The organism is Aquimarina sp. MMG015 (genome assembly GCF_018100855.1).
Classification (GTDB): Bacteria; Bacteroidota; Bacteroidia; order Flavobacteriales; family Flavobacteriaceae; genus Aquimarina; species Aquimarina latercula.
The window spans coordinates 690,794-714,965 of sequence record NZ_JAGJEB010000002.1 but is presented as its reverse complement, the minus strand read 5'-3'; the positions used below and the strand labels follow the sequence as shown (position 1 = coordinate 714,965).

24 protein-coding genes and 1 tRNA gene are annotated in these 24,172 nt (G+C 33.0%); 16 read left to right on the top strand and 9 right to left on the bottom strand.

What is annotated here, in order from left to right; translation table 11 throughout:
- Positions 1 to 101: 101 nt before the first annotated feature.
- On the bottom strand, positions 102 to 815 hold the full coding sequence (locus tag J8L88_RS06555) for a LytTR family DNA-binding domain-containing protein (RefSeq protein ID WP_035084012.1): 714 nt from the start codon (positions 813 to 815) through the stop codon (positions 102 to 104).
- 161 nt (positions 816 to 976) lie between these two features.
- On the opposite strand from J8L88_RS06555, the gene rpsF reads away from it, so the two are divergent.
- From rpsF to J8L88_RS06530, 5 genes are all read left to right on the top strand, one after another.
- Positions 977 to 1,315 carry a 30S ribosomal protein S6 gene (gene rpsF, locus J8L88_RS06550; RefSeq protein WP_027391118.1) on the top strand — a complete coding sequence of 113 codons (339 nt, stop codon included), beginning with the start codon at positions 977 to 979 and terminating at the stop codon, positions 1,313 to 1,315.
- Positions 1,315 to 1,614, top strand: coding sequence for a 30S ribosomal protein S18 (gene rpsR / locus J8L88_RS06545; RefSeq protein WP_174412104.1), 300 nt, complete (start codon positions 1,315 to 1,317; stop codon positions 1,612 to 1,614). The genes rpsF and rpsR overlap by 1 nt, the downstream gene beginning before the upstream one ends.
- Before the next feature lie 16 nt (positions 1,615 to 1,630).
- Positions 1,631 to 2,083, top strand: coding sequence for a 50S ribosomal protein L9 (gene rplI / locus J8L88_RS06540; protein WP_027391119.1), 453 nt, complete (start codon positions 1,631 to 1,633; stop codon positions 2,081 to 2,083).
- 109 nt (positions 2,084 to 2,192) lie between these two features.
- Complete coding sequence (locus J8L88_RS06535; protein WP_211060291.1) at positions 2,193 to 5,396, top strand: carboxypeptidase regulatory-like domain-containing protein; 3,204 nt, start codon at positions 2,193 to 2,195, stop codon at positions 5,394 to 5,396.
- Positions 5,397 to 5,494: 98 nt separating this feature from the next.
- Positions 5,495 to 5,974, top strand: coding sequence for a DUF6495 family protein (locus J8L88_RS06530; RefSeq protein ID WP_027391121.1), 480 nt, complete (start codon positions 5,495 to 5,497; stop codon positions 5,972 to 5,974).
- Positions 5,975 to 5,998: 24 nt separating this feature from the next.
- Here J8L88_RS06530 and J8L88_RS06525 read toward each other — a convergent pair whose 3' ends face one another.
- Positions 5,999 to 7,240, bottom strand: a complete 1,242-nt coding sequence (locus J8L88_RS06525) for an ABC transporter permease (protein WP_027391122.1) — start codon at positions 7,238 to 7,240, stop codon at positions 5,999 to 6,001.
- A 219-nt stretch (positions 7,241 to 7,459) separates the two neighbouring features.
- Here J8L88_RS06525 and hisS point away from each other — a divergent pair, with 219 nt between their 5' ends.
- Positions 7,460 to 8,830: a histidine--tRNA ligase gene (hisS, locus tag J8L88_RS06520; protein WP_211060290.1), complete on the top strand. Its 1,371-nt coding sequence runs from the start codon at positions 7,460 to 7,462 to the stop codon at positions 8,828 to 8,830.
- 67 nt (positions 8,831 to 8,897) lie between these two features.
- Entirely contained in the window at positions 8,898 to 9,368 is a 471-nt protein-coding gene (locus J8L88_RS06515; protein WP_211060289.1) for a hypothetical protein, read from the top strand.
- A gap of 117 nt (positions 9,369 to 9,485) precedes the next feature.
- Here the strand turns inward: J8L88_RS06515 and J8L88_RS06510 are convergent.
- A tRNA-Met gene (locus J8L88_RS06510) sits at positions 9,486 to 9,559 on the bottom strand.
- A 154-nt stretch (positions 9,560 to 9,713) separates the two neighbouring features.
- On the opposite strand from J8L88_RS06510, the gene J8L88_RS06505 reads away from it, so the two are divergent.
- Together J8L88_RS06505 and J8L88_RS06500 are read left to right on the top strand one after the other, a co-directional pair.
- Positions 9,714 to 10,106 carry an START-like domain-containing protein gene (locus J8L88_RS06505; RefSeq protein WP_027391125.1) on the top strand — a complete coding sequence of 131 codons (393 nt, stop codon included), beginning with the start codon at positions 9,714 to 9,716 and terminating at the stop codon, positions 10,104 to 10,106.
- Positions 10,107 to 10,172: 66 nt separating this feature from the next.
- Positions 10,173 to 11,021 (top strand): aminotransferase class IV, encoded by an 849-nt coding sequence (locus J8L88_RS06500; RefSeq protein ID WP_211060288.1) that lies wholly within the window; start codon positions 10,173 to 10,175, stop codon positions 11,019 to 11,021.
- Here the strand turns inward: J8L88_RS06500 and J8L88_RS06495 are convergent.
- The 5 genes from J8L88_RS06495 to J8L88_RS06475 all read right to left on the bottom strand — a co-directional run bounded on the left by J8L88_RS06495 (position 11,018) and on the right by J8L88_RS06475 (position 15,580).
- The gene (locus J8L88_RS06495; protein WP_027391127.1) at positions 11,018 to 11,578 is read right to left on the bottom strand and encodes a YqgE/AlgH family protein; all 561 of its coding nucleotides are present in this window, start codon (positions 11,576 to 11,578) and stop codon (positions 11,018 to 11,020) included. The genes J8L88_RS06500 and J8L88_RS06495 overlap by 4 nt on opposite strands.
- Before the next feature lie 132 nt (positions 11,579 to 11,710).
- Positions 11,711 to 11,983, bottom strand: coding sequence for an HU family DNA-binding protein (locus tag J8L88_RS06490; protein ID WP_027391128.1), 273 nt, complete (start codon positions 11,981 to 11,983; stop codon positions 11,711 to 11,713).
- Positions 11,984 to 12,169: 186 nt separating this feature from the next.
- Positions 12,170 to 13,120, bottom strand: a complete 951-nt coding sequence (gene fmt, locus J8L88_RS06485; RefSeq protein WP_027391129.1) for a methionyl-tRNA formyltransferase — start codon at positions 13,118 to 13,120, stop codon at positions 12,170 to 12,172.
- Between the two features lie 4 nt (positions 13,121 to 13,124).
- Positions 13,125 to 15,017: an ATP-dependent DNA helicase RecQ gene (locus J8L88_RS06480; RefSeq protein ID WP_211060287.1), complete on the bottom strand. Its 1,893-nt coding sequence runs from the start codon at positions 15,015 to 15,017 to the stop codon at positions 13,125 to 13,127.
- Positions 15,018 to 15,022: 5 nt separating this feature from the next.
- Positions 15,023 to 15,580: an AAA family ATPase gene (locus J8L88_RS06475; RefSeq protein WP_027391131.1), complete on the bottom strand. Its 558-nt coding sequence runs from the start codon at positions 15,578 to 15,580 to the stop codon at positions 15,023 to 15,025.
- Between the two features lie 181 nt (positions 15,581 to 15,761).
- On the opposite strand from J8L88_RS06475, the gene J8L88_RS06470 reads away from it, so the two are divergent.
- The 7 genes from J8L88_RS06470 to murA all read left to right on the top strand — a co-directional run bounded on the left by J8L88_RS06470 (position 15,762) and on the right by murA (position 22,591).
- A complete protein-coding gene (locus tag J8L88_RS06470) occupies positions 15,762 to 16,223 on the top strand; it encodes a (2Fe-2S)-binding protein (protein ID WP_027391132.1) in 462 nt (153 codons plus the stop codon).
- A 20-nt stretch (positions 16,224 to 16,243) separates the two neighbouring features.
- On the top strand, positions 16,244 to 18,403 hold the full coding sequence (locus tag J8L88_RS06465) for a xanthine dehydrogenase family protein molybdopterin-binding subunit (RefSeq protein ID WP_211060286.1): 2,160 nt from the start codon (positions 16,244 to 16,246) through the stop codon (positions 18,401 to 18,403).
- Positions 18,400 to 19,470: an XdhC family protein gene (locus J8L88_RS06460; RefSeq protein WP_211060285.1), complete on the top strand. Its 1,071-nt coding sequence runs from the start codon at positions 18,400 to 18,402 to the stop codon at positions 19,468 to 19,470. The genes J8L88_RS06465 and J8L88_RS06460 overlap by 4 nt, the downstream gene beginning before the upstream one ends.
- Positions 19,448 to 20,065 carry an NTP transferase domain-containing protein gene (locus J8L88_RS06455; RefSeq protein WP_371813620.1) on the top strand — a complete coding sequence of 206 codons (618 nt, stop codon included), beginning with the start codon at positions 19,448 to 19,450 and terminating at the stop codon, positions 20,063 to 20,065. The genes J8L88_RS06460 and J8L88_RS06455 overlap by 23 nt, the downstream gene beginning before the upstream one ends.
- A gap of 60 nt (positions 20,066 to 20,125) precedes the next feature.
- The gene (locus tag J8L88_RS06450) at positions 20,126 to 20,419 is read left to right on the top strand and encodes a DUF493 family protein (RefSeq protein WP_027391136.1); all 294 of its coding nucleotides are present in this window, start codon (positions 20,126 to 20,128) and stop codon (positions 20,417 to 20,419) included.
- A 151-nt stretch (positions 20,420 to 20,570) separates the two neighbouring features.
- On the top strand, positions 20,571 to 21,242 hold the full coding sequence (locus tag J8L88_RS06445) for a DUF4290 domain-containing protein (RefSeq protein ID WP_233557651.1): 672 nt from the start codon (positions 20,571 to 20,573) through the stop codon (positions 21,240 to 21,242).
- A gap of 32 nt (positions 21,243 to 21,274) precedes the next feature.
- Positions 21,275 to 22,591: a UDP-N-acetylglucosamine 1-carboxyvinyltransferase gene (murA, locus tag J8L88_RS06440; protein WP_211060283.1), complete on the top strand. Its 1,317-nt coding sequence runs from the start codon at positions 21,275 to 21,277 to the stop codon at positions 22,589 to 22,591.
- A gap of 64 nt (positions 22,592 to 22,655) precedes the next feature.
- Here murA and J8L88_RS06435 read toward each other — a convergent pair whose 3' ends face one another.
- Positions 22,656 to 23,966 (bottom strand): DEAD/DEAH box helicase, encoded by a 1,311-nt coding sequence (locus J8L88_RS06435; protein ID WP_211060282.1) that lies wholly within the window; start codon positions 23,964 to 23,966, stop codon positions 22,656 to 22,658.
- Positions 23,967 to 24,172: the final 206 nt, after the last annotated feature.

The following is a 24,172-nucleotide window of genomic DNA, read 5'->3' as shown; positions in this document are numbered from 1 at the left end:
AGGGTCATCTTATATCCGTTAATCAATATAATGTCAAAAATACAAAGTCCCACTTATAAGAAAAATGGGACTTTTTATTTTGTTTGTTATTAGTAGAATTATTATCCGCTTAAAGCTTCTATCAAAGAATGTTTCTTATGTCTACTAAGAGGTATTTTTTCGTCGGCAATTTCTATATTACGACTGTTATATCGTTCTACCTTATCTAGGTTTACAATATATGATTTATGTATTCTTAAAAAACGATCACTAGGAAGTTCTGCTTCAAAGGATTTCATAGTAGCTAATACTACTATCGGATCTCCATCTTCCATAATTAATTTTACATAATCACCTAAAGCTTCAACATATTTTAATTGACTTAAAAATATTTTACGCTTTTTTAGATTACTTTTCACAAAGATATAGTCATCGTCTTCAATAGATGCTTGTTCAGAATTTAAACGAGACATACTAAGCGCTTTTTCTACAGCAGCATTAAATCGATCTTTTTTAAGAGGTTTTCTTAAATAATCAATTGCATCGTAATCAAAGGCTTTAAATGCATATTTCGTTTTTCCAGTAACAAAAATGATATGAGGTTTATTTTCTAGATCGTCCAAAAGGTCAAAACCAGTAAGGATTGGCATTTCAATATCTAAAAATAATAAGTCAACCGGAGTATCTAATAATCCGTTTTTTGTCTCAATAGCATTGTTCCATTCTGCCACTAATTCTAGGGAAGAATGTTCATCTATTAATTTAACAATAGCCAGTCTTTGTAGACGTGAATCGTCTACTACCGCACATTTTAATTGAGATTGTTCCACTTGCATAGGTTAATATTCTATACAATATTAATGAATATATATTATTTCCACAAACATTTTACGCTTTTTATCGATAAAAGATGTGTTTCGTCGAAGCGTTTTTTAGTTTGAAAATCAAAAAAATAATGTTACTTTTGCAGCCAATTTTAATTAAAAATAGATTTTTTATGAATCATTATGAAACTGTTTTCATCTTGAATCCCGTTTTATCTGAAGAACAGATAAAGGAAACAGTTAAGAAATACGAAGACATTCTTGTTTCTAACGGTGCCAAGATGATATCCAAAGAAGACTGGGGACTTAAAAAGCTTGCTTATGCAATCCAGCACAAGAAAAGTGGTTTTTATCACTTATTTGAGTACACTGTACCAGGAGAGGCTATCAACACAGTAGAGGTTGAGTTCAGAAGAGACGAAAGAGTAATGCGTTACCTTACTGTTCGTTTAGATAAGCATGCAATTGCTTGGGCTGAGAAAAGAAGAAATAGAAACAAACAAAAAGCTTAATTATGTCATCTATAGAACAACAAGCTAAAGGAAAAAAAGATGGAGAGATTAGATATCTTACTCCGTTAAATATAGATACTTCAAAAACTAAGAAGTACTGTCGTTTCAAAAAGTCAGGTATTAAGTATATTGATTACAAGGATCCTGATTTCTTAATGGCATTTGTAAATGAGCAAGGTAAATTATTGCCTCGTCGTCTTACTGGAACTTCTCTAAAATATCAACGTAAAGTGAGTGTTGCTGTAAAAAGAGCAAGACACTTAGCATTAATGCCATACGTTGGTGATTTATTAAAATAAAATTCGTCATAACATTATGGAACTTATATTAAAGAAAGACGTTGAGAATCTAGGATTCGCAGACGATGTAGTAGAAGTGAAGAACGGTTATGGACGTAACTTTCTAATCCCTGGAGGTTTTGCTGTATTAGCAACTCCATCTGCTAAAAAAGTATTAGAAGAAACGTTAAAACAACGTGCTTTTAAAGAAAAGAAAGAAATCGAAGATGCTGAGAAAATAGCTAAGAAAATAGCTGGATTCGAAATCAAGATTGCTGCTAAGGTAGGATCTGGTGATAAGTTATTCGGTTCTGTTTCTAATGCAGATGTTTCTGAAGCATTAGGAAAAGAAGGTGTTGAACTAGAGAAAAAGTTTATCACTGTTCCTGGAGGAACTATTAAGCGTTTAGGTCAATATGAAGCTTCTGTTCGTTTACATAGAGCTGTAATTACACCGGTTGCTTTTGAAATAGTTGCGCAAGCAAAATAATTTGATTTTTTAAACCGGTTGATAACTGGTTTATAATAATATAGAAAACCGCTCATTTGAGCGGTTTTTTTTGTTTAATTTATATTTAGTTCACACAAAAAAACAACCGATGAAAAAAACTCTTTTAACCTTAGTTTTTGCATTATTGGCAATAACAATTCAGGCTCAGGTAACAACTTCTAATATTTCAGGATTAGTGTACGATAACGCTAATCAATTATTACCTGGAGCAAATATTACGGCAATACATTCACCTACAGGAACTACGTATGGTGGAACTACTAATTTTGATGGTCGTTTTGATCTTATTAATTTAAGAGTAGGAGGACCATATCGAGTAACAATAAGTTATGTTGGTTTTAAAAAGAAAGTATATGATGATGTTTTTCTTCAGTTAGGTCAGACATATAACATAGATGTTGTTATGATAGAAGATGATAATCAACTTGAAGAAGTAGTAATCACTACCAATAAGAATGCTACTTTTAGTAGTGAAAGAACTGGAGCAGAAACCAGTATAGGGAATAGAGAGTTAAAATCATTACCTACAATTACACGTTCTGCAGCTGATTTTTATCGATTAGAACCTACAGCTTCTAGTAATGGTTCTTTTGGAGGGAGAAATGATCAGTTTAATAATTTTAGTCTAGATGGGTCTATTTTTAATAACCCTTTTGGATTGGATGCAGCAACACCAGGTGGTCAGGCAAATGCTCAGCCAATATCATTAGATGCGATAGATCAGATTCAGGTTTCTACGGCGCCTTATGACGTAACCCAAGCTGGTTTTACAGGAGCGTCAGTAAATGCTGTAACTAAAAGTGGTACTAATGAATGGAAAGGAACCGTATATGGTTTTTATCGTAATCAAGATTTAACAGGAGATCAGGTAGGGGATGATGATATTATTGTTCCAGACCTTACCCAGGCTCAATATGGATTGAGTGTTGGAGGACCAATAATAAAAAATAAATTGTTCATTTTTGGGAATTTTGAAATTGATGATCGAGAAGATTTAGGTTCAAATTTTTTAGCCGCTAGACCAGGAGTAACTGGAGCTAATGTTTCGAGAGTGTCAGCAGAAGATTTGGATTATGTTTCTCAACAGCTTAGTTTACTTGGTTATGAAACAGGGCCTTATGAAGGATACACGCATAATACAGAATCAACTAAAGGGATTTTAAAACTTGATTGGAATATTAATAATAATCATCGGTTAGCATTGATTTACAACTTTTTAGACGCATCTAGGGATTTACCTGCGAATCCAGAGGCTATTGGTAGAAGAGGACCAGACTTAACAACACTACAGTTTAGAAATGCTGGATATACTATAAATAATAAGATCAATTCATTTTTAGTAGAACTGAATTCTAATTTTGGAGGAAATATTTCGAATAAATTTCAAGCTGGATATACATTTTTTGATGATAGTAGAGATCCATTTTCTGCTCCGGCTCCACCGATTAATATAGCGCAAGATGGTGTACGGTATATTGTGGCAGGTCACGAACCTTTTTCTATTAATAATAGATTAGAACAGAAAGTATATCAGGTAACGAATAATCTAAATATAGTTACTGGTAAACATACCATTACTTTAGGAGGAAGTTTTGAGAGATTCGAATTTGATAATTCTTTTAATCTCGGATTGTATACTTATTTTAATGGAGATGGTGGAGTAGGTACATTTGCTCCTGATTTTGATAGCGTTCGTATAACGGCGGGTTCCACTAATAGTTTTGAACAAGCTATTAACAATGGCCTTATTGCGGAGGCTTTGGCAAATGCTCAAAATGTTTTTGACACAAATAATGCTACTGATAATTGGGCGTTGGCAGAAACTAATGTGGGGCAATTGGCATTTTATGCTCAGGACAAATGGAGAATGAATGATCAATTTACGCTTACATATGGTATTAGAGTGGATCAACCTCTTTTCTTTGATACCAGAGATAAAATTGCCGAAAATATCGAAAGAGCGGCTGGAGGCGAATTTCCTGATGGTAATTATCAACCAGGAATTACATATTTTGATGAAAATGGAACTCCCACAAACTTGAATAGTTTAGATCTACCTTCTAAAAAGCTGTTAATTTCTCCACGATTAGGATTTAATTATGATGTAAAGGGAGATAAAACAATTCAAATTAGAGGAGGTACCGGTATTTTTACAGGACGTCTTCCATTCGTGTGGATAGGAAATCAGGTAGCAAATCCAAATTTCTTTTTCTATACCACATCCGCTCCAGATTTTCAGTTCCCACAGGTATTTAGAAACAGTTTGGGTGTAGATTATAAGTTTAAAAATGGCTTGATAGCTTCTACTGATATTATTTATACTGAAGATATTAACGCGCAAATGGTAAGAAATTATGGATTATCTACCCCTTCGGGAACGTTAAATGGAGCAGATGAAAGACCTATTTATCTTGCGTCTGATAGAGCGGTAAATGAATTTGGTGGCACAACCAATGCTTATGTGTTTACGAATACCAATGTTGGTTATTCATTTAACTGGTCATTTAAGCTTCAGAAAAGTTTTAAAAATGGATTGTTCGCTAGTGTTGCTTATAATTTCTTGGAGGCAGAAGATGCAAGTTCACTAGATGCAGAAATATCAAGTGATGCGTATGATAGAAACCCCGCTATTGGTAATGTGAATCAAGCTGTGAGTACCGCCTCTAGATATGGTGATAAGCATAGGATTGTTGGGCAGATAAATAAATCTTTTAGTTATGGAAAAAATAAACAATGGAGAACTTCTTTAGGAGCTTTTTATGAGTATGCTCAGGGAGGAAGATTTTCATACACATATTCAGGCGATATAAATAATGATGGTTCAGTTCTAAATGATTTGATTTACATTCCTACCGAATCTGAACTTGCGTCGTATAACTTTAGTGGAACAATTGTCGAGCAAGACGATCAAAGAGCAGCTTTAGAGGCTTACATACAGCAAGATGAATATCTAAGAGAGCGTAGAGGGGATTATGCAGAGAAATATGCGATTTTGAGTCCTTGGAGAGCAAGATGGGATGTAAAGTTATTACAGGATTATAACTTTCAAATAGGTGATAAGACAAATACAATACAGTTGAGTGTTGATATTTTGAATTTTGGTAACTTATTAAATTCTGATTGGGGGGTAATAGAAATTCCTGTAAATGATCAACCAATTGGAGTTACCGTCGATGCTACTAATACTCCAACGTATTCTTTTGATACTTCTCAAACTAGCACCTTTGCTAATGACTTTAGCTTAGATTCTAGATGGCAAGCACAGGTAGGACTTCGATATATTTTTAACTAAAAAAAGAATTTCGGTATTAGATTTAAAAATCCGTTCTTGATTTATTAGGAGCGGATTTTTAATTATCACTATTTTTGCACCCAATTTTATTAGAAAAGATGAGATATCGCAGGCTTACCAAAGAACAGTTAGAAGAATTACACCAAGAATTCATCAATTTTTTAGCTACACAATCTATAACAGCAGATGAGTGGAGTGATATTAAACAGAATAAACCAGAAGTAGCAGAAGAAGAGATAGATGTTTTTAGTGATTTGGTTTGGGAAGGAGTTTTGGGCAATGCTCAGTATTTAGAACATTTTTCTAAAGATCAAATACATCTATTTTATCTTGGTGAAACAGAAATGCATTTAATTGCTATTAAAGTGAATTTTCCTGATATAGATATTACTACACAAGAAGGGTACGATTGGTTAAGAAATAACCTGTTAGATGATCAAGTAGCTTTTTATAACGCAAATAAAGAATACACAGAAGATCCTAATATGGATAAGTTTAAACTTATTTTACAAGGAGCTAATATTACAAAAGGTGAATTGTATCAGTATTTTGAAAAACTAGTTGAACAAAAATCATGATCATTCTTTTAAGCTAATTATTGACTATTCGTACCTTAAGGATTCAATAGGATCTTGTCTCGCAGCTTTGACCGCTGGGTATGAGCCAGAAACAACTGCTGTTAAGAATGAAGTAATTACTGCAGCAAAAATAGCTAACCATGGAACTGCAAACTCAAAACCGGATACAGCTACTATAATTGCTCCAATAGTTATTCCTAGTATAATACCTACGATACCGCCTATTTGACCGATGATAACGGTTTCCATAAAGAATTGGCTCGATATAGTATTCTTTTTAGCTCCAAGTGCTTTACGAACACCAATTTCTCTGGTTCTTTCTGTAACAGAAACTAACATGATATTCATTAAAGCAATAGAGGATCCAAAAATGGTTATGATACTGATAATCCAGGCAGCCCAATATAAATAGGATGTAATACTAGATATACGGTTGATTAGGTCATCACTGCGTTCTAGGCCAAAATCATTTTCTTCTACAGGATTTAGTCCTCTTATTTTTCTAAAGGTAATGATTGCTTCATCTTGAGCCCCTTCTAAGAATTGCTTGTCGTCAACTTTAACGCTAATGTTATAATTGATATTTGGTAATGTGTATATAGAGCGTGCAACCTGTAAAGGAATTAAAACCTTAAGATCTTGATTGTCTCTAAATGTTGCTCCTTTACTTTCTAAAACACCAATAACTTTAAATTTCACACCTCGTATACTGATTGTTTTGTTTATTGGATCTGTGTCTTTGAATATATTTTTTTTAAAATCAGAACCTATTAAACAAACATTGTTATTGTTTTCGATATCAAAAAAGGTAAAACTTCTTCCAAACTCTACTTCAGTCCCTGTGTTTTCTAAGTAATTTTCATTTACACCAACTACAGAAGCTTCTGGGTCCGTTTTTTCATTTTCGAATTTAACTTCTGCATTTCTGGTGCCACTAAAAGATACGGAGGTTTTAGAAAATGGATATTGAAATTTTTCTTTAAACTGCCTTACGTTACGATAACTAATTATAGGATTTATCTTTTCTCTTTCGCCACTTCCGCCACGTCTTGTTGTAAATTCATATCGCTGAATATTAAAGGTGTTAGATCCCATAGAGGCAAAATCTCCAGTAATGGTATTCTCTAAGGCTCCAAGAAATGTTAGGATACCAACTAATGCAGTAATACCTATGGCAATAATCAAAACAGTAAGAATCGTGCGTAAAAGCTGCCCTTTTATAGAGTCTAAAGCTATACTGATATTCTCTCGAAAAAGTGAAAACATAATGGGTGAATTAGTATCTTTTGAAGTATAAGACTACAAAATGAGCTTAAAGTTACTCAAAAAAGTAAATTTTATTAATATAAGTAAAACTCTTTATGCTTTTCGTGTAAAATTTTAAAGCTTTTTTAGATATTTACATCCTTTAATAATTGATAATTAGTAGAAGTATTTCTGGTTTAGAAATATTTTTTATGATTTAAAAAATAGAACGAAACGGACATGGCACAAAAACCATCCATACCAAAAGGAACACGTGATTTTTCTCCAATAGAAGTGGCTAAGAGAAGTTATATAATGAATACAATCAAAGAACAATTCCAGTTGTTTGGTTTTCATCCTATAGAAACTCCAAGTTTTGAGAATAGTGATACGTTGATGGGTAAATATGGAGAGGAAGGAGATCGATTAATATTTAAGATATTAAATAGTGGAGATTATCTTAGTAAAGTGGATGATACTTTGTATGACAGTAAAGAAAGTAGTAAGATGACTACTAAGATTAGTGAAAAAGCACTCCGTTATGATTTAACAGTTCCTTTTGCTAGATATGTAGTACAACACCAAAACGAGATTGATTTTCCGTTTAAACGTTATCAGATACAACCAGTATGGCGTGCTGATCGTCCGCAAAAAGGTAGGTTTAGAGAGTTCTATCAATGTGATGCGGATGTGGTAGGGAGTAAATCTTTATGGCAAGAAGTTGATTTTATTCAACTGTACGATAAAGTATTTAGCAAATTAGGATTAGATGGTGTTACTATTAAAATGAATAACCGCAAGATTCTTTCAGGAATAGCAGAGGTTATTGGAGCAAGTGATAAATTGATTGATTTTACTGTTGCTCTAGATAAGTTAGATAAAATTGGAGAGGAAGGTGTTAAGAAAGAGATGATTGCTAAAGGGATATCTGAGACAGCTATAGAGAAAGTAAAACCACTTTTTAACTTTACAGGTACTACTTCTGAAAAAATTGATAAATTAAAAGAGTTGTTAGCGTCTTCTGAAGAAGGGATGAAGGGAGTAGAGGAGTTGGAATTTATTGTAAGTGCGATTACAGAAGTAGCTCTTGATAAAGCTTCTCTTGATTTAGATGTTACATTAGCGCGTGGTTTAAACTATTACACTGGAGCGATTTTTGAAGTAGGTGCACCAGAAGGTGTAAAGATGGGGTCCATTGGAGGAGGAGGACGTTACGATGACTTAACTGGGATTTTTGGTTTAAAAGATGTTAGTGGTGTTGGAATTTCTTTTGGATTAGATAGAATTTATCTCGTTTTAGAAGAGTTAGATTTGTTTCCGGATACAGTAGCACCATCTACAAAAGCATTATTTATTAACTTTGGAAAAGAAGAAGCCTTATATAGTCTAAAGAGTATAAATCAACTCAGGGAAGATGATATAATTGCAGAGCTTTATCCCGATAGCGCTAAAATGAATAAACAAATGAAATATGCGAATAAAAGAGAAATTCCATTTGTAATTTTAGCAGGTGCCTCAGAAATGGAAAACGAGAATTTTACCGTTAAAAATATGCAAACTGGATCCCAGGAAACAATGAATTTAGAAGAATTGAAATTACTTTTAAAGTAAGATAAACCAATAATTTTATAAACCAAACTAAAAATAATACTATATTAACTACCCTAAAACTATAATTATGAAAAATATCTTATTGAGATTTCTTTTATGCCTTTTATTGATTTCTGTGGTTTCTTGTAAAAAAGACCCTAAGTCTGATAAAGTGGATGTAATCGAGGAAGCAGTAGACTCAACAGATGTTGTAGAGGTTGTAGAAGAGAAGAAGCCAGTAGTAAAAAAGAAAAAGAAATCTACAAAAAAGAAGCCTAAGAAAGAAACGATAAAGCTTCCGGCAGGAGCTCCTTCTTTTAACAGTACCGAAGCTAAAAAGTATATAAGAGATTACGAAGCTTATGTTTCAAAATATAAAAAAGCTGTAGAATCTAAGGCCGATATGGATGCCTTTTTGAAGCTAAGTGAATCTAGCTCGAGTTTAACGAAACAATATAGGAAATTAATTTCTACGCTTCCTGCAGCAGAAATGGAAAAAATGAGTAAGTATATGCAGGAAAAAACAAAACAAATTGATGCGCTAAATAGACAAATGTAAGTTTGATAACAGCGTTAAATTTAAGAATAAGTCATCCATCAATGTGGATGGCTTTTTTTTGTTTAAGGCTTTAAAAATAAAAAAGCCCTTAAAAATAAGGGCTTTAACGAATTACTGTAGCGAGAGGGGGGCACGATCCCCCGACCTCTGGGTTATGAATCCAACGCTCTAACCAGCTGAGCTACCTCGCCAAATAGATGCTACATCATTTTAATTCGGGTGCAAATATAAAAACAAAAAGCATTGTAGCAAACAATAAAGTAGAATTAATTTTTTCAAATACTCTTTTCAATATTTTTAAAGTAAATAATTAATCTATATATTGGCTTACTAACAATTTGCAATATGTCTGAAAAAATAAAATACGAACTTGAATTTGTAATACAATCTTCTCCACAACTATTATATCAATATATTTCTACTCCATCAGGACTTTCCGAGTGGTTTTCGGATAATGTAAATTCACGTGGTGAAATGTTTACATTTATTTGGGATGATAGTGAGGAGGAAGCAAAACTGTTAAGCAAAAAAAGCGGAGAGAGAATCAAATTTAGATGGATGGCAGATGATGAAGATGGTAATGATTATTTCTTCGAATTACGCATACAGGTTGATGAAATTACAAAGGATGTTTCCTTGATGGTGACTGACTTCTCCGATGATGATGAAATTGATGAGAATAAAATGTTATGGGATAATATGATCGGTAATTTAAAACAAGTTTTAGGTTCCGCATAAATCCTTTAGTTTTATAATGTATATTTGCCCCGCCCAATAATTTATTGGTAATAAGGGGCTTTTTTTATGGTCAATATTAATGGAAATTTAATCGTAGATAATGAAGCAACATTATCTATCGCTAATAGAGGATATGCATATGGTGATGCATTATTTGAAACGATTCGTGTAAACTCGGGAACAATTCTTTTCTGGGAAGATCATTATTTTAGATTAATGGCTTCTATGAGAATTCTTAGAATGGAAATACCAATGAATTTTACCCCGGAATTTTTACAACAAGAAATTTTAGAGCTTATTCAAGAAAATGGATTTATGAATTCATCCGTTAGAGTTAAAATTATTGTTAATAGAAAAGAAGGTGGATTGTATACTCCTAATTTTAATAGTATAGATTATTCTATTTCTGTAGCACCATTAAATTCTTCATTTTATACTATTTCTAGTACTTCTTATGAAGTTACATTGTTTAAAGATCATTACATAGCTCCTGATTTATTATCTACATTAAAATCTAATAATAAGTTGGTAAATATTTTAGGAAGTATTTTTACAAAAGAAAATGGTTTTGAAAATTGTTTGTTGTTGAATACTAACAAAATGGTTCTTGAGGCATTAAATGGTAATTTGTTTTTGATTAAGGGAAACAAAATTAAGACTCCACCAGTTGCTGATGGTTGTTTAAAAGGAATTTTGCGTACTCAATTGTTGAGGATTTTGGAAAAATTACCGGAGTATGAGGTAGAAGAAGCATCGATTTCGCCATTTGAACTTCAGAAAGCTGATGAGTTGTTTATTACCAATGTAATTACAGGAATACAGCCTATTACAAAGTTTAGGAAAAAGGAATATACATCAGAAGTAACAAGAAGGTTGCTAGGTGTATTAAATGCAAGAATAAGAATAGGAGGTTAGTTATAGCTAGGATCTTCTGGAGCGTTTGACCATAGAAGATATTCTCCACCTAATTCTATCATCTTTTCTTTCCAGAAAGTATCATACGATTTACCAATGATATTTTTTTCATAGGTGTTTTTTACAATTACCCAAGAATTAGCTTCTAACTCTTGTATAAGTTGCTCCGCATCCCAGCCAGAATAGCCTAAGAAAAAGCGAATCTCATTCGGTGTGATTTTGTTTTCTTCAATTAAACTTGATACTACAGAGAAATCACCTCCCCAGTAGATGCCAGAAGAAATTTCAACACTGTTAGGAATCAAATGAGGAACTTTGTGAATAAAATATAAATTATCTTGTTCTACTGGTCCACCATTGTATATTTTAAATTCTGATTCTACTTCTGGAACTAGATCAGACAAAACATAATCTAAAGGTTTATTCATGATAAACCCTATCGAACCTTGATCACTATGATCTGCAAGAAGCACAACCGAACGATTAAAAGAAACATCACCGATAATAGACGGCTCGGCAATCAGAAGATGTCCTTTTGAAGGTTGAAGTGAAATCATAGTTGGTGTAGTTTGTATTAAAACTAAATAATTATTTTTAATAATCAAAGAGGAAGTTTGACTTTTACTGATAATCCATAAAAAAAAGCTCCCTAAAAAGAGAGCTTTCTATAATATCAAAAACTAAATAAATTAGTTAACTGAACTAGATAAATCTGCACCAGCTTTGAACTTTACAACATTTTTAGCAGCGATCTTGATAGTTTTACCTGTTTGAGGGTTTCTACCTTCTCTTGCAGCTCTTTTAGAAACTGACCAAGAACCGAATCCTACTAAAGAAACACGGTCACCTTTTTTAAGAGAACCTTCAACATTTCCTAAGAAAGATTCTAAAGCTTTCTTTGCTGCTGCTTTTGTAATTCCAGCGTCAGCTGCCATTGCATCGATTAATTCTGTTTTGTTCATAATTCTGTTTTTAAATTAATTGTTGGTTAAACCAAATTTTTGTTAAACGCTCTACAAATTTATACGGATTTATGATTCGTGCAAGGATTAGCCCAGTAAATACGGGGTTTTGTTGATAACTCAACACGATTGTTAATAAACCTGTACGTTTTCTATGAATTTTCTTACTCTAGTGATAGCAAGGGCTCAGGCCATTTTAGCATCCTTGTAAAAGGTATACCCATTTAAGAGTGCTTTCGCTTCCATAGCTTTTTTCCCCGGAAGTTGAATTTTATTTAGAATAATGTACCCATTGGCTACTGCCACTTTGATTATAGAATCTTCTACGATAATTTTTCCAATATCAAAATTATGTTCTTCTTCCTCTATTTCCGTATCATATATTTTAATAGAAATTTCTTCACCTTTATTATATAATAATGACCAAGCAGTTGGGTATGGACTTAATCCTCTAATGAGGTTATAAATAGTTTTGATATTATCATTCCAATTGACCTTAGTATTGTCTCGATGGAGTTTGTAGGCAGTTTTTAATTCTTTATCTTCTTTTGGCTGCATTTTGGTTGTGACCGTTTCGTTCTCAATTGCTTTAATTGTGTCGATTACTAAAGAAGCTCCGTTTACCATTAATGTGTCATGAAGTGTTCCAGCAGTTTCATGATCTTGTATTTCAATTTCTTTTTGAAGAATAATATGTCCAGTATCTATCTTTTCATCAATAAAAAAAGTAGTAATACCCGTTTTTTGTTCTCCATTTATAATAGCCCAATTAATCGGAGCTGCTCCTCTATATTGTGGCAATAAAGATGCATGAAGGTTAAATGTTCCATATGTAGGCATGTCCCAAACTACTTTTGGTAACATCCTAAACGCAACAACAATATTTAAATTAGCATTTAAATCTTTTAAGTTTTTGATAAACCCCTCATCTTTTAAATTTGTAGGTTGCAGTATAGGTAGATTTTGTGATAAGGCATATTCTTTTACTGCAGAAGCTTTTAATTTTCTACCTCTTCCTGCAGGTCTATCCGGAGCTGTAATAACACCAACTACGGTATAATTATTTTCGATAATTGTTCGTAAGGTCTCTACAGCGAAATCTGGAGTTCCCATAAACAGAATTTTTAAGTCTTTCATTATGTTATACTAGTTGATAGTTATTGTAAGAATCAATTCTTATGATATTGTGTTCATTTAATTCTCTGAGGATTTTTAAGGCAATATCTTCAGGGCATTTTAGTTGCATTAAAAGATCTCTAGAGGATAATTCATTTTTTTGTAAAAGATTGATTACTGTATTTCTGATTTCTCGGGGATCAATTGAATTGACATTATTAGCACGACATACGCTGCACATACCACAATCTTTAGTATCCTTTTCTCCAAAGTAATCAAGCAGTTGTCTACTTCTACATATTGTTTCATTTTGCACGAATCTAATCATGGTTTTTACCTTATTTGATTTAGAAGCGTGTAGTTCTTCAATAAATGGTTTTATGCGATTAATAGTGTGATCATCTTCTCTAGGGACTAGAAAAGTGATATCAGCATCAGTTAATTGATTATTAAAAACGAGTAGTTCTGCTTCTTCTAATCTTTTTAAAACATCTATAACTTCTTTTTCGCTTATATTTATTTTAGAAGCTATTAGTGATAGATTTATTTTTACTTCTTCATCAAAAACACCTCCATATGTTCTTAGAATAGCTTTGGTGGTTAATTCTAAATGAGGATTTTTTTCTAAGTATCCCAATAAATGATTTCCGGTGGTTGTAATATGGAGGGAACTTTTTTTAGTAAATCGTTGTGTAAAATTAATAATACTGCAACGATCTAAAAATTGTAAAGCATTATATGTTATTAAGGTGCTAAGGCTGTAAGTCTTGCAAAATTCATTAAAATTAAAGCCATGGGTAGTTTGTTCTCCCTCTCCATAGGATATCCTGAAATAATTGCACAATTTGCGGTATATCAATTTCACAAAATCTACATTAGGGAGTACTTTGATAAATTGATTTTGAACTCTAATAATATCATTTTCGTTTTTGAGAAGAAAAGCATAAGAAATCTCTCCATCTCTTCCGGCTCTTCCGGCTTCTTGAAAATAACTTTCGATACTCTCTGGGATATTATAATGAATAACAGTTTTTACATTGGCTTTATCGATCCCCATACCAAAAGCATTGGTCGCAACCATAACTCTAATATCTTCCCTTAACCATTGATGAAAACGTTTTGTTTTTTCTTTAGAGTCTACACCACCGTGATAGTAAGTTGTTTTATATCCGCTAGCGTTTAAAAAGTCACTAATCTCTACCGCAGATTTTCGATTTCTAACATAAATGATAGAACTTCCTTGATATCGTTTTAAGATTCGAACAAGTTTATCACTTTTATCCAGAGTATGATAAACCATATATCCTAAATTACTTCTAAAAAAAGATTGTTTAAAGGTTTTAGGTTGAAATAAATCTAACTCTTTAATAATGTCATCCGCGACATTAGGAGTTGCTGATGCAGTAAGAGCAATCATCGGAACAGCGGGTTTGATCTCTCTTAATATTTTGATTTTCTTGTAAGAAGGTCTAAAGTCGTTACCCCATTGAGAAATACAATGAGCTTCATCGATCGCAATAAGATTAATGTTCATTTTCTTTAAACGCTCTTGTACTAAATCCTGTTGCAGCCTTTCTGGTGAGAGGTATAGAAATTTGTAATTCCCATAAATACAGTTATCTAAAAGTGTATCTAATTCTGAGTGTTTAATTCCGCTGGTTAATGCAATGGCTTTTATACCTTTTTGTTGCAAATGCTCAACCTGATCTTGCATAAGTGCAATTAAAGGAGATATAACTATGCAAATTCCAGGTTTAAATAGCGCAGGAATTTGAAAACAAATGGATTTTCCGCCTCCAGTAGGAAGTAAAGCAAATGTATCATTATCTTCTATAACAGCATTGATGATTTCTTCTTGTAGCGGTCTAAAAGAATCATGATTCCAAATCTTTTTTAATAATTGGATAGGGGTGGCCATCAATACTATATTACGTGTTGTAATATAAAAGTACTACGTTCTTTTACATTTCCAAAAGGAACTTCAATACAATTGTATCCAAATTTTGAATACATCTCTAATAAATGATGATGAATTTGTTGTGCCTCATCAAAACTTTCATAACGTTGTTCATCTGAAGTATAGATTTCTTTCCAGGGAGGTAATAAAAAAATCTGATTATAAGGGTGTTTTGTGCAAGCTTCTACAAAAGTATTATCATATGTTTGTTTAAACAGATTCATATATGCTAAGACATCAGGAATTCCTCTATCATAAAAAGCGATATTTTTATCATTAGCAATAGGATCATTATACTGAGCAATCCTACCATTTAGTAATTGCATATTAAAATCATATGGATCAGAAACAGATACTATTGGATTAGAGACTATCTCTATAGTATCGTTATTATCTTTTACCTCTTGGGTAATACTTCTAATAAATTCAGGAAAACAAAAGAAGCCTTCTTCTTCAAGATTTTTAATAATAGATGTTTTTCCTGTTGAAGGACCTCCGGTGATAACTATTTTGTGCTTTGCCAAAGAAATATTTTTTTTGCGAATTTCGTAATTATTAACTGATTTTGAAAATATGTAAACAATGATACCATAAAGCTCTGTTAAAGTTGAATTTGTCGATCTGTATTTTTAGTAACTTGATTAACAAATTAGGGATTATTCTCTTATTTAGACTAATTAAATACAAATCCTAAAAATAAAACTCATGCCTGTTTATAATCTAAAAGTAAATGGTCAATCGCTTTCTGTAGAAGCGGATGAAGACACACCTTTGTTATGGGTTCTGCGAGATCATTTTGATCTGGTTGGAACTAAATTTGGTTGTGGTATCGGACAATGTGGGGCCTGTACCGTACATGCGGATGGTGTCGCAACAAGAAGTTGTTTATTAAAGGTTTCTGTAGCAACAGAAATGAAAATTACTACGATAGAAGGTTTGTCAAAAGACATTACTCATCCAGTACAACAAGCCTGGAAGGAAATTGATGTTCCCCAATGTGGATATTGTCAAGCTGGACAAATTATGACCGCTGCAGCTTTTCTAGATCAGAACCCTAATCCAAATAAAGAGGAGATTAGAGACGCAATGAGTGGGAATCTATGCAGATGTGCTTCTTACAATAGAATAGAGAAAGCAGTAGAACAAGCAGCAAGTAAAATAAGTTAACCAATATAAATTCTAAACTAATGAAACGTATAACAACTCCTTCGGTAAGTAGAAGGTCATTTATAAGAACATCAGCTTTAGCAGGTGGCGGAATCTTAATTGGTTTTAATTTGTTTCAATCTTGTAAACCAGAAGTAGCACCACCAGTAGATATTGCAGATTTAAACTTTAACGATTTTAATGCTTTTATTAAAATTGCAGATAATGGAATGGTAACAATTTTTTCGCCAAATCCTGAAATTGGACAAGGTGTAAAAACATCGATGCCGATGTTAATCGCAGAAGAATTAGATGTAGATTGGGAAAATGTTCTTGTAGCGCAAGGAGCATTAGATACTAAAAATTTCACTAGACAAGTTGCTGGAGGAAGTCAATCTCTAAGGCATGGGTGGGAACCGCTAAGACAAACGGGAGCTACCGCAAGACAAATGCTTATTAATGCGGCTGCTGCAAAATGGGGAGTTGACCCTAGTACTTGTAAAACAAAAAGCGGAGTTATTTCTAATGGTAATGGGGAAACTTTAGGGTATGGAGAAGTCGTAAAAGAAGCAGCTTCTTTAAAAGTTCCGGAAAAAGTAAAACTTAAAGACCCTAAAGATTTTACGATTATAGGAAAGGATATTTATAATGTTGATATAGATAAAATCATTTCTGGAAAACCTCTATATGGGATGGATTATAAAGAAGATGGGATGGTCTATGTCTCCGTTGTTCGGCCTCCTGCATTTGGTAAAAAACTAAATGATTTTGATGCTACAGAAGCAAAAAAAGTAAACGGCGTTATAGATGTTTTTAAGTTTGGAGATAAAATAGCAGTATTGGCAGAAAATACATGGTCTGCCATGAAAGGTAAAAAAATAGTGAAGGCAAAATGGATGGATGACTCCAAACTTGAAAATACTAAGGATCATGATAAGATTTTAGTAGATCTTTTAAATGGTAATGAGTTTAATACAATGCGCGCGGATGGTGATGTAAAAAAAGCGTTTGCCGCTGCGGATAAAGTTGTAGAACGTACCTATGAGTCACCGTTTCTTCCTCATAACTGTATGGAACCCATGAATTTCTTTGCTCACGTTACTGCTGAGAAAGTTAAGTTGGTTGGACCAATACAGACACCTGCAGGAACAGCTAGAAGAGTTGCGGAGTTATTAGATAGAAAACCAGAAGAAGTATCTGTGGACATGACAAGAATGGGAGGTGGATTTGGAAGAAGATTATATGGAGATTTTGCTCTAGAAGCTGCAGAAATTTCTAATATAGCAAAGAAACCAGTAAAGGTAGTATATTCTAGGGAGGATGATATGTCTGCAGGAATCTATAGACCTGCTATAAAATATAGAATAAGCGCAGCGATTAAGGATGGTAAACTAACGGGGTATCATTTAAAAGAAGCTGCAATTAATTCTAATATGTATGGATTAATTCCAAATTTCTTTCCAGCAGGAGCGATAGAGAACTATCAAGTTGATGTTGCAAAATATGATAGTAATATAACCATTGGAGCTTGGAGAGCACCATATACTAATTTTTTAGCATTTGCTGAACAAAGTTTTTTTGATGAATTAGCAGAAGCAATGGAGGTTGATAATATTCAACTTAGATTAGATTTATTACAAAATGTAAAAGGTCATAAAGACGAAAGAATACAATATTCTCCAGAACGATTAGAGCAGGTGATTAAAACGGCTGTAGAGAAATCAGAGTGGGGTAAGAAGCCAGAAGGCGTATATCAAGGGTTTAGTTCTTATTATTGTCATAATACTCATGTGGCTGAAGTTGCAGATGTGATATTGGAGAATGATCAACCTGTGATAAAAAAGATAACTTGTGTAGTGGATTGTGGGATCGTAGTCAATCCTCTAGGAGCAAAAAATCAAATAGAAGGAGGAGTTATTGATGGAATAGGTCATGCGATGTATGGTGATTTTTCTTTTGAAAATGGAGAACCACAGGATACTAACTTTAACACATATCGCTTAATTCGTATGAATGAAACTCCAGTTGTAGAGACTCATTTTATCGAAAGTGATATTGCTCCTACCGGCTTAGGAGAGCCAACGTTGCCTCCTGCAGGAGCAGCAGTAGCTAATGCAATAAAAGCAGCTAAAGGAGTTAGGCTTACAAAACAGCCTTTCGTTAAAAACATGAAAAACGAGACATTGTTAGGTAGTGTATGACGCATGAGTTTAAAGAAATAATAACTTCATATAAAGAAGCTAATAAGAAAGGTGTAAGAGCTGTCATGGCAACTATTGTTGATGTTGATGGCTCATCATACCGACGTCCAGGTGTTGGAATGCTTATCCTAGAAAATGGAGAGATGACTGGAGCTGTTAGTGGAGGGTGTGTTGAGAAAGAAGTGCTGCGACAATCACAATCAGTTTTTGCTGATAATAGGGCTAAAATAATGACTTATAATGGTAGATACCGTTTAGGTTGCGAAGGTGTTTTGTATATTTTGATAGAACCATTTTCTATTCATAGTGATGTAATTACTACAATAGAGGATTATCTGTTTTCTCGAATACCTTTCGAGATTAATTCTCATTATTCTAAAAAAGAAGATTTTGTTGAGACAATGGGATCCACGATTTCTTTTGGGGACTTTAAAGAGCTTGAATTTTCAAGTTGTTTTGATATCCATTTAGTTAAAAATAATATAAGTTTTGACTGTTTTTCACGAAGTATGCAACCTTGTTTTCGATTGATAATTATAGGATGGGAACATGATGCAATTGAGTTATGTGCAATTGCAAATGCCACAGGATGGGAAGTAGAGATTGTGAATACTCCTAAAAAACCAAAAATTGCATCGGATTTTCCTGGGGCTACCAAAGTACTGAATCAATCTCCTGAAGAGTTATTTATAGATAAAGTAGATAAACAAACTGCAATTATTTTGATGACTCATAATTTTGCTAAGGATTTGTTATATCTACAAGCTATAAAAAACGCATTGCCTGTCTATATAGGTTTGTTAGGTCCTTCTAAAAGAAGAGAAAAACTTCTTTCTGCATTTATAGAGTATTTTCCAGATGTTAGTGAAGAGTTTATAGATTGTATTTATGGGCCTGCAGGCTTAAATCTTGGTGCAGAAACTCCTAAGGAAATTGCAATTTCCATCATTGCAGAAATTTTATCTGTAGTTCGTGATCAGGAGCCAATTTCATTGCAGGATAAAGTAGGCGGTATTCATGGATCTTCGAAACAAGAAAAATTAGATAAAATATCTTCTCATAATTAATAGAATTGTTCATATCATATTAGCCGCTGGATCTTCTAGTCGTATGGGTGCTCCTAAGCAGCTATTATCTTGGCAAGGTGATTCATTAATCGTAAACGAAATTAAAAAGTCATTAAATCTAGAGTTAGTTGAAACTTATGTTGTGTTAGGAGCAAATTTTGAATTAATAGAAAAAGAGATCAAGGGGTATCCAATTCATATTTTGAATAATAAACAATGGAAGCTAGGGATGGGATCCTCTATTAATTTTGGGGTACGATATCTTCTGAGTAATCAAGTAGATTTTGATGCAGTATTATTTTCATTAGTAGATCAACCTTTAATAAATGTAAATCATTTAAGCCGTTTGATATCGAAATTTGATTCTAATCCTAATAGAATTATTGCTACTAAAATGAAAAATAGAACAGGAGTTCCAGCTATTTTTCCGAATACCTTTTGTTCTGAATTATCAGAGCTTAAGGAGGATTTTGGTGCTCGATACATTATTGAAAGACATATGGACGATTTGATAACTATTGATGGTGGTGATAGAACAATTGATATCGATACGTTAGAACAGTATAATGCATTGCTGAAAATGAAAAAAGAGTAGAGAGTGCCATTCTGATATATGAATGAGAAGGTGTATCTTTACCCAAAAAATTTGTAATACATGAGTGATGCTCCTAATTCTGAAGAATTTTATAAAAAACTAAAAATTCAATTAGCTGATACTGCTTTATGGCCTACAGCTTATTTGTATAAATTTATAGTTCCTACGGATATTGAAAAAATAAATCTAATCGAAAAAATATTTGATAACCTGGGTGCGGTTATTACGACTAAACAATCAAAAAACGGGAAGTACACAAGTGTTTCTATCAATGTAAGAATGAAGAATCCCGATCAGGTAATCTCTAAGTATAAAGAAGTAGCTGATAAAGTAGAAGGAGTTATTTCTCTATAACCAAAATATTTTTAGATACTTAATAAACATACTAATATTATTTTAGTATTTTGCAAAACAATTAATGAGCTACTGAAAAGTCTACACGTTAACAAGGCTGTTTTATAACTTACCATTCCTTTTTAGAGAAGCTCATATTACTATAGATTTTATGGATGTTAACAATCATATGGAAATAAATAATTTAGAATATAATACCGAGCGTGAAAAGCTTATTATACCGGAGTATGGTCGTCATTTACAAAAAATGATTGATCAGGCGGTGGAAATAGAGGATAAAGAAGAAAGAAATAAAGTAGCTAAGGCTATTATTGCTGTTATGGGAAATCTACAACCTCACCTTAGAGATGTGCCGGATTTTCAACATAAATTATGGGATCAATTATTTATTATTAGTGATTTTAAATTAGATGTAGAAGCTCCTTATCCAATACTAACAAAAGAAAAGTTAGAAGAAAGACCGGAGCCTTTAGAATACCCTCAGAATTTCCCAAAGTATCGTTACTATGGTAACAATATTAAAAGAATGATAGATGTTGCTGTTAGTTGGGAAGAAGGAGATTTAAAAACTGCCTTAACTTATACCATTGCAAATCACATGAAAAAATGTTATTTGAATTGGAATAAAGATACAGTAGATGATCATGCAATTTTTAATCATCTTTTAGAATTAAGTGATGGTAAAATAGATCTTAGAGATAGTACTGAAGAACTAAGTACAGCCTCAGATTTAATGAGAGGTAAAAAGAAAAATTATCGTTCTGGAGGTTCTAATAAAAAGAATTACAGAGGTGGCAGCAATCGAGGAAAAAAACGTTATTAACCAATACCAATATACATAACCCATTTACTTTTATGAGTACTTTTCAGATAGAAGGAGGGCATCAGCTCAAAGGTGAAATTACACCTCAAGGAGCTAAAAATGAGGCCCTACAAATTCTTTGTGCAGTATTATTAACCCCAGAAAAAGTGACTATTTCTAATATTCCAGATATTAGAGATGTCAATAAGCTTATAGAAATCCTTAGGAATTTGGGGGTTAAAATCCAGAAGCTAGGTAAGGGTAAATATACTTTTAAGAGTGATGAATTAAATTTAGAATACCTAGAAAGTGAACAGTTTAAACAAGAAGGTAGTGGTTTAAGAGGTTCTATCATGATTGTAGGGCCTTTGCTAGGAAGATTTGGTAAAGGGTATATTCCTCGCCCTGGAGGGGATAAAATAGGACGTAGAAGATTAGATACACACTTTGAAGGATTTATTAATCTTGGTGCTGAGTTTAGATATAATAAAGAAGAACGCTTTTATGGAGTTGAGGCTCCAGAAGGATTGACAGGAACTTACATGTTATTGGATGAAGCTTCTGTTACAGGTACTGCAAATATTGTAATGGCTGCTGCTTTGGCAAAAGGAAAAACTACAATTTATAATGCAGCTTGTGAACCATACTTACAACAATTATGTAAGATGGTAAATTCCATGGGAGGCAAGATAAAAGGAGTTGGTTCTAATTTACTGACTATCGAAGGAGTAGAGTCTTTAGATGGTTGTGAACATAGAGTGCTGCCTGATATGATAGAGATTGGTTCTTGGATAGGTTTGGCTGCAATGACCAAAAGTGAAATAACTATTAAAAATGTAAGTTGGGAAAATTTAGGAGTAATACCGAATACATTCAGAAAACTTGGTATTACTTTAGAAAGAATAGGTGATGATATATATATACCTGCACATGTTGATGGGTATCAAATAGAAAGTTATATAGATGGTTCATTCATGACCATTGCAGATGCACCTTGGCCAGGTTTTACACCAGATTTGTTAAGTATTGTTTTGGTGGTGGCTACGCAAGCAAGAGGAGAAGTGATGGTACATCAGAAGATGTTCGAAAGTCGTTTATTCTTTGTAGATAAACTTATAGATATGGGGGCTAAAATCATTTTATGTGATCCACATAGAGCAACTATTATAGGCCATGATTTTAAATCGACCTTAAAAGCGACAACTATGGTGTCTCCAGATATAAGAGCTGGAATATCCCTATTAATAGCGGCTTTGAGTGCTAAAGGAACATCAACTATTCATAATATCGAACAGATTGATCGCGGGTATGAAGATATAGATGATCGTTTAAGAGCTATTGGAGCAAAAATTATACGTATAGATTCTTAGAGAATAAGAGAGTAAAGAAATATATAAATAAAAAGAGGAACTTTAAAAAAGTTCCTCTTTTTATTTATATTAAGGATACTCGTACTTTCTTTTTCTTTAGTCTTGTGTTTGTAACTTGTTCAATTACCTTTTTTGCTTTAGAAGCTTTGACTGCAACAAAAGCACAATCTGGTTTGATTTCTATAATGCCTAGTTCTTCTTTGCTTAATTTTCCTTGTTTGAAGAAAAGCCCAGCGATATCACCTTTGGATATTTTATCTCTTCTTCCTCCAGAAATAAATAAAGTTTTCCAGTCTGATTGTTTAGGAATAGGAGCATCAACTAATTCCTCGATTTCAGGATCAATGATGAAGTCAGGAAGTTGTTCGTCTTTCCATTGTAAGATGTAAGCGGTTCCGTCTGCATTCATTCTTGCGGTTCTACCATTTCTATGAGTAAATTCCTGACTTTTTAGTGGTAAATGGTAGTGAATTATATATTTTATTTCAGGAATATCAATTCCTCTTGCAGCTAGATCTGTAGCAATTATAATTTGGTGAGTTCCGTTACGAAATTTAATTAATGCACGTTCTCTATCTTTCTGTTCCATTCCACCGTAAAAACAACCATGACTGATTTTATGTTCTTTTAAATAATCACTTACTCGTTGTATAGAGTCTTTGTAATTACAAAAGATAATCCCTGGTTGGTTTCCGATATGACTTAGAGCTTTTACTAGTATAGGTAATTTGTCTTTTGTATCAGAAACGATACTTTTTATTCGCAATTGCGAATGACCTTCATCTAGATAGTCAATCTGAACGGGATTATGTAGCCCAACAAATTCTGGAACACTTACTTCTTGAGTTGCCGATGTTAAAACTCTCTTTTGAATATTTGGCAAATTTTCTATAATCTCGGTCATTTCTTTTTCAAATCCGATTTCCAATGATTTATCGAATTCATCAAGAACAATTGTTTTTATAGAATCGATAGAAAAATTGTCCCTTCGTAAACGATCAGCAACTCTTCCCGGCGTCCCGATTAGAATTGCAGGACGATGTTTTAAATCTAATCTATCTTGCGACCCAGATCTTCCTCCGTATACTGCATTTATTTTATATCCGGTACCCATATCTCTTGCTACTTGCTCAATCTGAATAGCTAGTTCTCTGGAAGGTACAAGAATTAGTGTTTGTATTTCGGTACAATTTTTATCAAGTGCTTCGATGACGGGTAGGAGAAAAGCCAATGTTTTTCCAGTACCTGTAGGTGATAGTAATACTATATTGTCACTAGAAGATATTGCTAATTTGGCTTCTTCTTGCATAGGGTTAAGCTTTTCAATCCCTAGTTTTTGCAATATAAGTTGTTGGTTTTTTACAATAGTTGACATCGTGCAAAGGTACAGTTAATTAGCGCTTAAATTCAATAAAATTTAGAAACGAATAGAATAAAATTAGGACTCTTTGCTTGATTTTTCTTATATTCTGACTTGAGTTAGATACTTCACATTTCACGCAGATACATCTTATAGGTTGTTTAGGGAAGGTTTATTTTTATTTTTTTTAGTAAGTATTTACGTCGTTTCAGAGAAAATTC

What these genes read in the sequence shown, in the direction of transcription:
- rpsF (WP_027391118.1), top strand. Translation starts at nt 977, where the DNA reads ATGAATCATTATGAAACTGTTTTCATCTTGAATCCCGTTTTATCTGAA.
- rplI (WP_027391119.1), top strand. Translation starts at nt 1,631, where the DNA reads ATGGAACTTATATTAAAGAAAGACGTTGAGAATCTAGGATTCGCAGAC.
- J8L88_RS06515 (WP_211060289.1), top strand. Translation starts at nt 8,898, where the DNA reads ATGAAAAATATCTTATTGAGATTTCTTTTATGCCTTTTATTGATTTCT.
- J8L88_RS06435 (WP_211060282.1), bottom strand. Translation starts at nt 23,966, where the DNA reads ATGTCAACTATTGTAAAAAACCAACAACTTATATTGCAAAAACTAGGG.
- J8L88_RS06500 (WP_211060288.1), top strand. Translation starts at nt 10,173, where the DNA reads ATGGTCAATATTAATGGAAATTTAATCGTAGATAATGAAGCAACATTA.
- J8L88_RS06460 (WP_211060285.1), top strand. Translation starts at nt 18,400, where the DNA reads ATGACGCATGAGTTTAAAGAAATAATAACTTCATATAAAGAAGCTAAT.
- murA (WP_211060283.1), top strand. Translation starts at nt 21,275, where the DNA reads ATGAGTACTTTTCAGATAGAAGGAGGGCATCAGCTCAAAGGTGAAATT.
- J8L88_RS06530 (WP_027391121.1), top strand. Translation starts at nt 5,495, where the DNA reads ATGAGATATCGCAGGCTTACCAAAGAACAGTTAGAAGAATTACACCAA.
- J8L88_RS06450 (WP_027391136.1), top strand. Translation starts at nt 20,126, where the DNA reads ATGAGTGATGCTCCTAATTCTGAAGAATTTTATAAAAAACTAAAAATT.
- hisS (WP_211060290.1), top strand. Translation starts at nt 7,460, where the DNA reads ATGGCACAAAAACCATCCATACCAAAAGGAACACGTGATTTTTCTCCA.
- J8L88_RS06555 (WP_035084012.1), bottom strand. Translation starts at nt 815, where the DNA reads ATGCAAGTGGAACAATCTCAATTAAAATGTGCGGTAGTAGACGATTCA.
- J8L88_RS06495 (WP_027391127.1), bottom strand. Translation starts at nt 11,578, where the DNA reads ATGATTTCACTTCAACCTTCAAAAGGACATCTTCTGATTGCCGAGCCG.
- J8L88_RS06465 (WP_211060286.1), top strand. Translation starts at nt 16,244, where the DNA reads ATGAAACGTATAACAACTCCTTCGGTAAGTAGAAGGTCATTTATAAGA.
- J8L88_RS06525 (WP_027391122.1), bottom strand. Translation starts at nt 7,240, where the DNA reads ATGTTTTCACTTTTTCGAGAGAATATCAGTATAGCTTTAGACTCTATA.
- J8L88_RS06445 (WP_233557651.1), top strand. Translation starts at nt 20,571, where the DNA reads ATGGATGTTAACAATCATATGGAAATAAATAATTTAGAATATAATACC.
- J8L88_RS06490 (WP_027391128.1), bottom strand. Translation starts at nt 11,983, where the DNA reads ATGAACAAAACAGAATTAATCGATGCAATGGCAGCTGACGCTGGAATT.
- J8L88_RS06470 (WP_027391132.1), top strand. Translation starts at nt 15,762, where the DNA reads ATGCCTGTTTATAATCTAAAAGTAAATGGTCAATCGCTTTCTGTAGAA.
- J8L88_RS06480 (WP_211060287.1), bottom strand. Translation starts at nt 15,017, where the DNA reads ATGGCCACCCCTATCCAATTATTAAAAAAGATTTGGAATCATGATTCT.
- fmt (WP_027391129.1), bottom strand. Translation starts at nt 13,120, where the DNA reads ATGAAAGACTTAAAAATTCTGTTTATGGGAACTCCAGATTTCGCTGTA.
- J8L88_RS06505 (WP_027391125.1), top strand. Translation starts at nt 9,714, where the DNA reads ATGTCTGAAAAAATAAAATACGAACTTGAATTTGTAATACAATCTTCT.
- J8L88_RS06535 (WP_211060291.1), top strand. Translation starts at nt 2,193, where the DNA reads ATGAAAAAAACTCTTTTAACCTTAGTTTTTGCATTATTGGCAATAACA.